General features: G+C 70.6%; 10 protein-coding genes. 8 read left to right on the top strand and 2 right to left on the bottom strand.

Going from position 1 to position 6,337, the window contains the following annotated elements; translation table 11 throughout:
• Positions 1-158 precede the first annotated feature (158 nt).
• The 8 genes from AN218_RS02690 to AN218_RS02655 all read left to right on the top strand — a co-directional run bounded on the left by AN218_RS02690 (position 159) and on the right by AN218_RS02655 (position 5,134).
• Positions 159-872, top strand: a complete 714-nt coding sequence (locus AN218_RS02690; protein ID WP_070014941.1) for a hypothetical protein — start codon at positions 159-161, stop codon at positions 870-872.
• The gene (locus tag AN218_RS35145) at positions 872-1,408 is read left to right on the top strand and encodes a hypothetical protein (protein ID WP_070014939.1); all 537 of its coding nucleotides are present in this window, start codon (positions 872-874) and stop codon (positions 1,406-1,408) included. Before AN218_RS02690 ends, AN218_RS35145 begins: the two co-directional genes overlap by 1 nt.
• 393 nt (positions 1,409-1,801) lie before the next feature.
• Positions 1,802-2,509, top strand: coding sequence for a hypothetical protein (locus AN218_RS02680; RefSeq protein ID WP_070014936.1), 708 nt, complete (start codon positions 1,802-1,804; stop codon positions 2,507-2,509).
• Between the two features lie 135 nt (positions 2,510-2,644).
• Positions 2,645-3,253 (top strand): hypothetical protein, encoded by a 609-nt coding sequence (locus tag AN218_RS02675; protein WP_070014934.1) that lies wholly within the window; start codon positions 2,645-2,647, stop codon positions 3,251-3,253.
• A gap of 20 nt (positions 3,254-3,273) precedes the next feature.
• Positions 3,274-3,528, top strand: a complete 255-nt coding sequence (locus tag AN218_RS02670; RefSeq protein WP_244900222.1) for a hypothetical protein — start codon at positions 3,274-3,276, stop codon at positions 3,526-3,528.
• Positions 3,529-3,677: 149 nt separating this feature from the next.
• Complete coding sequence (locus AN218_RS02665) at positions 3,678-3,899, top strand: hypothetical protein (RefSeq protein ID WP_107421334.1); 222 nt, start codon at positions 3,678-3,680, stop codon at positions 3,897-3,899.
• A gap of 410 nt (positions 3,900-4,309) precedes the next feature.
• Positions 4,310-4,618: a hypothetical protein gene (locus AN218_RS02660; RefSeq protein WP_070014932.1), complete on the top strand. Its 309-nt coding sequence runs from the start codon at positions 4,310-4,312 to the stop codon at positions 4,616-4,618.
• 162 nt (positions 4,619-4,780) lie between these two features.
• Complete coding sequence (locus tag AN218_RS02655; protein ID WP_070014930.1) at positions 4,781-5,134, top strand: hypothetical protein; 354 nt, start codon at positions 4,781-4,783, stop codon at positions 5,132-5,134.
• A gap of 405 nt (positions 5,135-5,539) precedes the next feature.
• On the opposite strand, the gene AN218_RS02650 is transcribed toward AN218_RS02655, so the two are convergent.
• Complete coding sequence (locus AN218_RS02650; protein ID WP_070014928.1) at positions 5,540-5,755, bottom strand: hypothetical protein; 216 nt, start codon at positions 5,753-5,755, stop codon at positions 5,540-5,542.
• Between the two features lie 346 nt (positions 5,756-6,101).
• Positions 6,102-6,337: hypothetical protein (locus tag AN218_RS37380; RefSeq protein WP_216311709.1), on the bottom strand; the 236-nt coding region annotated here is incomplete at its 5' end.

Below are 6,337 nucleotides of genomic sequence, written 5' to 3'. Positions count from 1 at the left end.
CCGGATCGGGTCGTGGTGCTCTGCGGGTCCCGGGGCCGGTGGACGGACCGGTGTGCGGACGGATTATCTCGCAGATATTGACGGAAGCCACTTAGTTAGGTAAATTAGTGCATGGGGATTTGTGCCCCGCCCCGTACCCGTCAGTGTGAGGAGTCCTGGTGACGGTCGAGAAGCTGCCTCTGGTGTCCAACGGGCACGCGCTGCTCCCCAAGCGCGTGGAGGAGGTGACGGCGTTCGAGTCTTCCTTCGGTGAAGTGATGGTGACCGGTGCTCACTCCCGCTGCGCCGACTGCGACCAGGCGCCGGTCTACGCCGTGGGTGAGGGGGCCGTGCACGTGCAGAACCCGTGCCCCTTCCCGGGCGGCATCACCACGCAGGTCACCCTGGAGGTGCCGTCCGGGCAGATGATCGTCACCGACGACCTGCGCGCCGTCTACGACGTCGACTTCGACGCGGGCGCCAGCTACAACACCGCTCTCGGGATGGCGCAGGTCGTAGAGGCGATGGCGGCGCTCGGCTGCGCCTTCGGCCCGGTGTTCAACACCTGCCCCGGCCTGTACCGCACGGACGAGCCGGACTCCTACCTCATCGCCGCCCCGGTCATCGACGAGACCGACGTCCCCTCCCTGCCGGAGGAGACGCAGCTGGCGCGGATCGACACCGCGCTGTGGGCATACTCGATCGCCGACGTGGAGGACTGGAAGGCCAAGGGCGGAGACGTGGAGCAGCTCGGCAAGTACACCGTCGTCGACGTCACCCCGGGCACCTACCGGTTCACCCTCCACACCGGCGAGCGCGGGTTCGACCACTACGCCGAGGGCACTGTGGTGTTCGCCCACGTCGAGCTCGTCACCCCGGCCCCCGCCCACTGATGGGCCGCGCCCCTGCCGCAGCCCCGCTGCGCTTCACGGACGGCGACAGCCTTCGCGCCCCGCACGGCGCCACCTGGCGGCGGGGCCTGCGCACCCCGGGCGTGTGGGAGGAGTTCCCCGCGGCCGGGCAGGCCGGGCCGCGGACCGACGACGAGGCGCGCGCACTCCTGGCCCGGGAAGAGGAGGGCTGGCTGCTCGTTCCCTTCCTGCCGCCGGTGACCGCGCCTTTGCCGGGGACGGCGTGCACCTCCGCGCAGCAGGTCCGCGAACTGTCCCTGGTCCCGGCGTCCGGAGCGCTCCTCTACACCGCCCGCCTGGGCCGCACGCAGTCCTTCCTCGGCGACGACTGCGGCACCTTCCACGACGCCGCGCACCCCGTCCGCCTCCGCCCGTCCGACCTGCGCGCCACGCTGGAAGGCGTCCTGACCCGCCGCGCGAGCGCCAAGGTCACCTACCACCGGTTCAGCGGTCGCGCCTACGCCCGCTACGCCACCGGCAGCACGCTGCACACCCATATTCACCTCCTCACCCGCTGACCCGGGTCGCCCGTGCCCGGCGCCCGCTCCCCGGCTGGCGGTTTGGCCGGCGGCGGGTGCGGCGCTGTGAGTGAGCGCGGCAGTTGTCGTGTGGGGTTGTTCTGAGCTGCGGGCTCGCTCCTCGCGTTGCACAGCTTCTGGCGGAGGATTCGCAGGCTACTTGGCGGCCGGCGCGCCCACCGCCGGTGATGGCCACCCCTGACCCGCGCATCTACCCGTAGCAGTCGCTGCACGACAACTGCTCTGCGAACACGACAACTACCGTGCGAATCCGTAGGCGCCTGGGCACGGGCGTGAGTCCGAAGGACACGTAAAAATTGACAAAGGCGCACAGGCAAGTAAATTAGTTAATGCGAGGGCGGAGAGGCCGTCCTGTAGGATAGGAGAAGCGCGATGCGTCCGATGAGTCCGGTCATCGACTGGTACAGCGCCAAGGCGTACCAGTGCCCGCGGTGCCGCCACGACACGGTCGCCGCCCCCTCCCGCTGGGAGGTCTACACCTGCTGCAACTGCGCGACGCGGTTCGCGCGGTTCCCGCGCCTGCAGCGGTTCCTGCGCCACGTCGGCGTCACCTGCGAGGTGTGCACCGAGCGGTGCCCGGTGACCGTTGACGGCGAGCCTTTCGGGTTCCTGCGCCGCCGCCACAGCGGCGTCGGCATGTACGCGCAGCGCCGGGTCGAGGCGTGGCTGCACGACACCGACGAGTTCACCGACCACCGCGACGGCGTCCGCTACCGCAACACCCGCCCCAGCCGGGCCGAGGCGATGGCCGATCTTGCCTGGTGGCACAGCATGTTCGGGCCCGTCGAGGACGACCTCGGCCCCGTCCTCGCCGTCGTCGTCGACGACGAGTTCTTCCGGTACGGGCCGGACACCACCGACGAGCAGAGCGACGGGTTCTACGAGGGCACGCTGGAGGTCTACGGCGTCGGCATCCTGCGCCCCTACATGCCCCCGCACCGGCGCCGCGGGCAGTTCTACGCCGACTCCGGCACCTTCACCTGGGGACTGATCGCGCCCGCAGGTCTGGAGGGTCTCTACACCCGGAACTGGACCGGCCATCTGCCCGCCGCGCTGGCCGCGCACGCCCCACGAATCTGACCGCCCCCGGGGCGGCGGCGCCGCCCCGGATACCCCCGCCGCTCCCCACCTCGGCCACCGCGCCGGGGCCCGGGCGGCTATCGAGCAGACGAAGAAGGAGGGCGTGCCATCGCCGAGCAGTACCCGATCTCCGGGGTGAAGAGGGTCATCGGGCCCGACGGTTCCGTGGAGCGCGTGGAGTTCCGCGACAGGCCGCTGAACGCCGATGAGAAGCGCGTGTTCGCGAAGTACCGCGACCTGTCACCCGTGGAAATCCTCCGCCGGCTGCGGACCGCGGAGTGGAACGCAGCCGTCGCGCACCAGGAGCGTGACCAGTGGAAGACGATCGCCCAGCGTACGCAGAACGAGCTGGCGGTCGCTGAGCGCAAGCTGGCCGCTCTCACGCCGGAGGGCTGGGAGGTCCCGAAGACCGTCGCGGACTTGGTGGCGCACGCCGAGGCCCACGGATGGCGTTCCTCGTTGGCATGGAACCCGCGCGCCGGGGGCGAGGAGATGGCGCTGGCCGTGCTGGTCGGACGCGACCTCACACCCGAAGACGAGCCGGCCCGCGGCACCAAGTGGTGTTACCGGCTGACCTGGAACTGCGTGCCAGGCTCGGCCCGCCGGGCGGGCACCGGCGTCGCGCAGACGCCTCACCGCCCGCAGTGGCACGACGCTCCCTCGGTGAGGAAGATCCGCGAGGTGATCCACGCACACCCCGGGCCCGGCGCACCGGCGGACGCCGGGACGATTTCCGCTCTCTGAGCAGGCCGCCCCGGCGCAGCGTGCTGAAACTTGCCGACGGCATGGAGGAAATCATGGGAGACAAGGTCACCTCTGCAGAGAGGGTCGCCACCCGCGAGATCGGCGGGCGGCGTCTGGAGATCATGCGGCTCACTTGGCGCGATGCGGCTGGTCTCAGCTATGACGTGACGGACGCGGACAGCGGGGACGACCTCACGCCGAACGAGTCGTTCGATGACTTTCCCACGGATGAACAGCTTGCGGCGCTGGTGGAGGAAGCAGGGGAACCCGGGTGATGTGCAAGCTCTGCACGCCCGGAGGCCGCCCCGTCTCCGACCGCCGGCGACCGGTCGAAGGGAACGAGATGACCCGCTGCTCCGCTGATACCACCCGTTGTCCTGCTGCTCACCCGGCCGATCCAACTGGTTGCACCGGCCGCCCGCTCGTGACCGTGCTGGACCGCGACAACGCGGGGGCTGAGGGTTGTGAGCATCACGCGGCGCGTCTTCTGGCGACCGTCGCCGGTGGCCGTGTCTACGGCCTGCCGCATGACACCGGCGGCGCCGCCGTGCTCGTCTTCCGTGCTGCGGGCGGGCTGGGCCCGTGGCCGTGGTCGGACAGCGGCCGCCCGGCCGCCGAATCCATCGCGGATGTAGCCCGCACCTGACCCGGCGCCACAGCTCGCCGCGCCGGACCGCGCCGCGGTCGGCACCTTGCTGTTCCGCTCCCCGGGCCTGCCCGCGCCGCGGCCGGGCGGATGCCTTTCGCCCGGTCTTCTCCTCGACGCGTGCTCGCGGCGCGTCCCACGCGGGGCCGGGGCCCTGCGCGGCCCGGCTCCTCGCTGTCCCGGGTGGCGGCCGCTTGCCGTCCGCCGGCGGTGCGCCGTCTACGGACACCCGACTGGCTGCCGTGCTCCCTGGTGCGTCCGGGAGCTGTGCGCGTAAGAGCTTTCTAGTACGCGTGCATTGACGATAGACAATTTAGAACGTAAATTAGTGAATACAGGGGTGCGGAGTCCGCTCCACGCGCTTCGTTCACATGGCCCGGAAGGCCGCCCGACACCGTCGAGGGGAACTCATGGACCTCATCACTGTCCTGGACCGCACTCCGTTCGTTGACGTGCAGCAGTTGTCCAACTGCGCGGATGAGTTCGGGGTCGTGGCGGTAACAGGCCGGGGCCAGCGGCGGCAGGTGATGGACCGAGATGCGCTCAGGCCGGTGCTGGAGTGCGTCTTGCGGACCAGCGACGTGCAGGGCTTCATGACGCCGTCCGAGAGGGAGACGGTACTGGGCGTGGGGGCTGACGTGAGCGGCATGTTCGGATTCGCGTTGGGCCAGGGGGAGTTCCTCTTCCTCGTGCCGGACCCGGGCTCGGCTTGGCTCTGAGCGGCAACTGGCCCGAGAAGATGGGGGATACGAAAGCGACTCGCACGGGCGGCTGGTGTCCGGGCCAGGTTCCAGTGCCGAGCGCCGCCGTGCTCCCGGTACCGTCGACGCGGCGCAGGGGCCGCCGTCGTGCCCACCTACCGAGAGAGCTGAACAGAACCGATGCGGTACATCACGATCCCGCCCAACGCCGCCGCCCAAGGGCAGCGATTGGTCGGCGCCGGAATCGCGGACCGAGTCCTCCTGACGGTGAAAAAGAAACCAGGCTACGAAGCCCTGACCGTCGACGAGTGCCGGTTCTGGACCCGCGTGCTGGCTCACGACGATGAGATCCGCGAACCGCAGTGGCAGGTTGTCGTCAGCTATCCCAGCCGTCTCGAGAGTGACTCCGTCTCCCGCCTCGCGGACGGCATCACGGTGGAGACAAAGAACAGTCCCTGGCTGCTCGCCGACGGGGACACACTTTCTCCCGAACAGCTTGAATTGGTCCGCCAGTTGGCCGGCACCGCGAACTAGGGGCCCAACAAGCGGACGTCGACATCCAGAAAGCCCCACAACCAGAACCCGGAACCATCAGCGCCCGGCACGACGCACGGCCAGCCTGGCGTGCGGTGGCGTCGACGACGAACCCCGCCGCAGCGAACGCAACAACCAGGCAGCCAGCCCGGCCCCGCGTACGAACGGACAGCTCGTCGTGGGCTCGGGAGTGCGCGGTGCCTCGCCCCGGGGCGGCCTGGGCTGTGGTGGGGCGTGGCTGTTCGTCGTACGGGCTCGCCCGCCGCTCGTCGCGGCTGCTCGCCGCCGTCCACCTGGTCCGGCTTGTGCTGTGTGGCCAACTCCTTGGCGGGGCGCGGCCGTTGCGCGCCCGTGCGTCCTGGCTGTCCTGGCGCTCGTTGCGGTGTGTGCCTGTCCGGCGCCCTCTCAGGCGCGGCTGACGTTCTCTTCGTCGCTCCAGGACTCCATCGCGACGGGCTCGTCGAGTGTGTGCTGGAGAGCGGCTTGGGTTTGGACCGCTACGTCGAAGTCGCAGGCGAGTACGGTCTTGGTCTTGCCGTTCTCCGCCTTCCACCACACGCGGTGCCAGCCGCGGGGGAGCGGGCCTGTGGCGGATATGCCGATGTTGTACGGCGTCTCCATGGTGGTCGCCCTCTCAGTTGTCGGTAGCCGAGCGATCGTACGTTCCGCGATGTTCCGTCACGCGGCCCCGGTCGGTCCCGTCGCCTGACCGGGTGGTCACCACCACCGGCCGCGTACGACCCCCGCCCCGTCCTCGCCTGGCTCGCCAAACGGCCCGGGCACGGCCCCGGACGAGGCCACCGCTTGTACGCGCGCCCCGCGTTCGCGTCTCCTGCCGCTCCGGCTCGCCGTGCCACCCGCAGCCCGCCGGTGCTCGCGGGCTCGCGGACGGGCCGTTGCGCGCCCGTGCGTCCTGGCTGTCCTGGCGCTGTCGCCGCGTGCGTGTTCGTCCCTGGGGCGCTGGTGTTCACCGGCGGCTGCTGCTCGCCGTCGCGTCGTGCTCGTAGACCCCGACTCGTCGTCCGGCGTGGCTGTTCGTCGTACGGGGCCCCGTCGCTCCCGCCACCTGTCGCCGCGTGCCGGTTGTACGCGCGGCCCGCGTTCGCGTCTCCTGGTGCTCGCCGCCGTGGTGCCCGGTCAGCCTCGCCGATGGCTGCCGCTCCGGCTTGCCGTGCCACCCGCAGCCCGCCGGTGCTCGCGGGC

The sequence above is a fragment of the Streptomyces nanshensis genome (assembly GCF_001751255.1).
In the GTDB taxonomy this organism is placed as follows: Bacteria; Actinomycetota; Actinomycetes; order Streptomycetales; family Streptomycetaceae; genus Streptomyces; species Streptomyces nanshensis_A.
This window is presented reverse-complemented; position numbering and strand designations above follow the sequence as displayed.

What these genes read in the sequence shown, in the direction of transcription:
- AN218_RS02650 (WP_070014928.1), bottom strand. Translation starts at nt 5,755, where the DNA reads ATGGAGACGCCGTACAACATCGGCATATCCGCCACAGGCCCGCTCCCC.
- AN218_RS35145 (WP_070014939.1), top strand. Translation starts at nt 872, where the DNA reads ATGGGCCGCGCCCCTGCCGCAGCCCCGCTGCGCTTCACGGACGGCGAC.
- AN218_RS02655 (WP_070014930.1), top strand. Translation starts at nt 4,781, where the DNA reads ATGCGGTACATCACGATCCCGCCCAACGCCGCCGCCCAAGGGCAGCGA.
- AN218_RS02680 (WP_070014936.1), top strand. Translation starts at nt 1,802, where the DNA reads ATGCGTCCGATGAGTCCGGTCATCGACTGGTACAGCGCCAAGGCGTAC.
- AN218_RS02660 (WP_070014932.1), top strand. Translation starts at nt 4,310, where the DNA reads ATGGACCTCATCACTGTCCTGGACCGCACTCCGTTCGTTGACGTGCAG.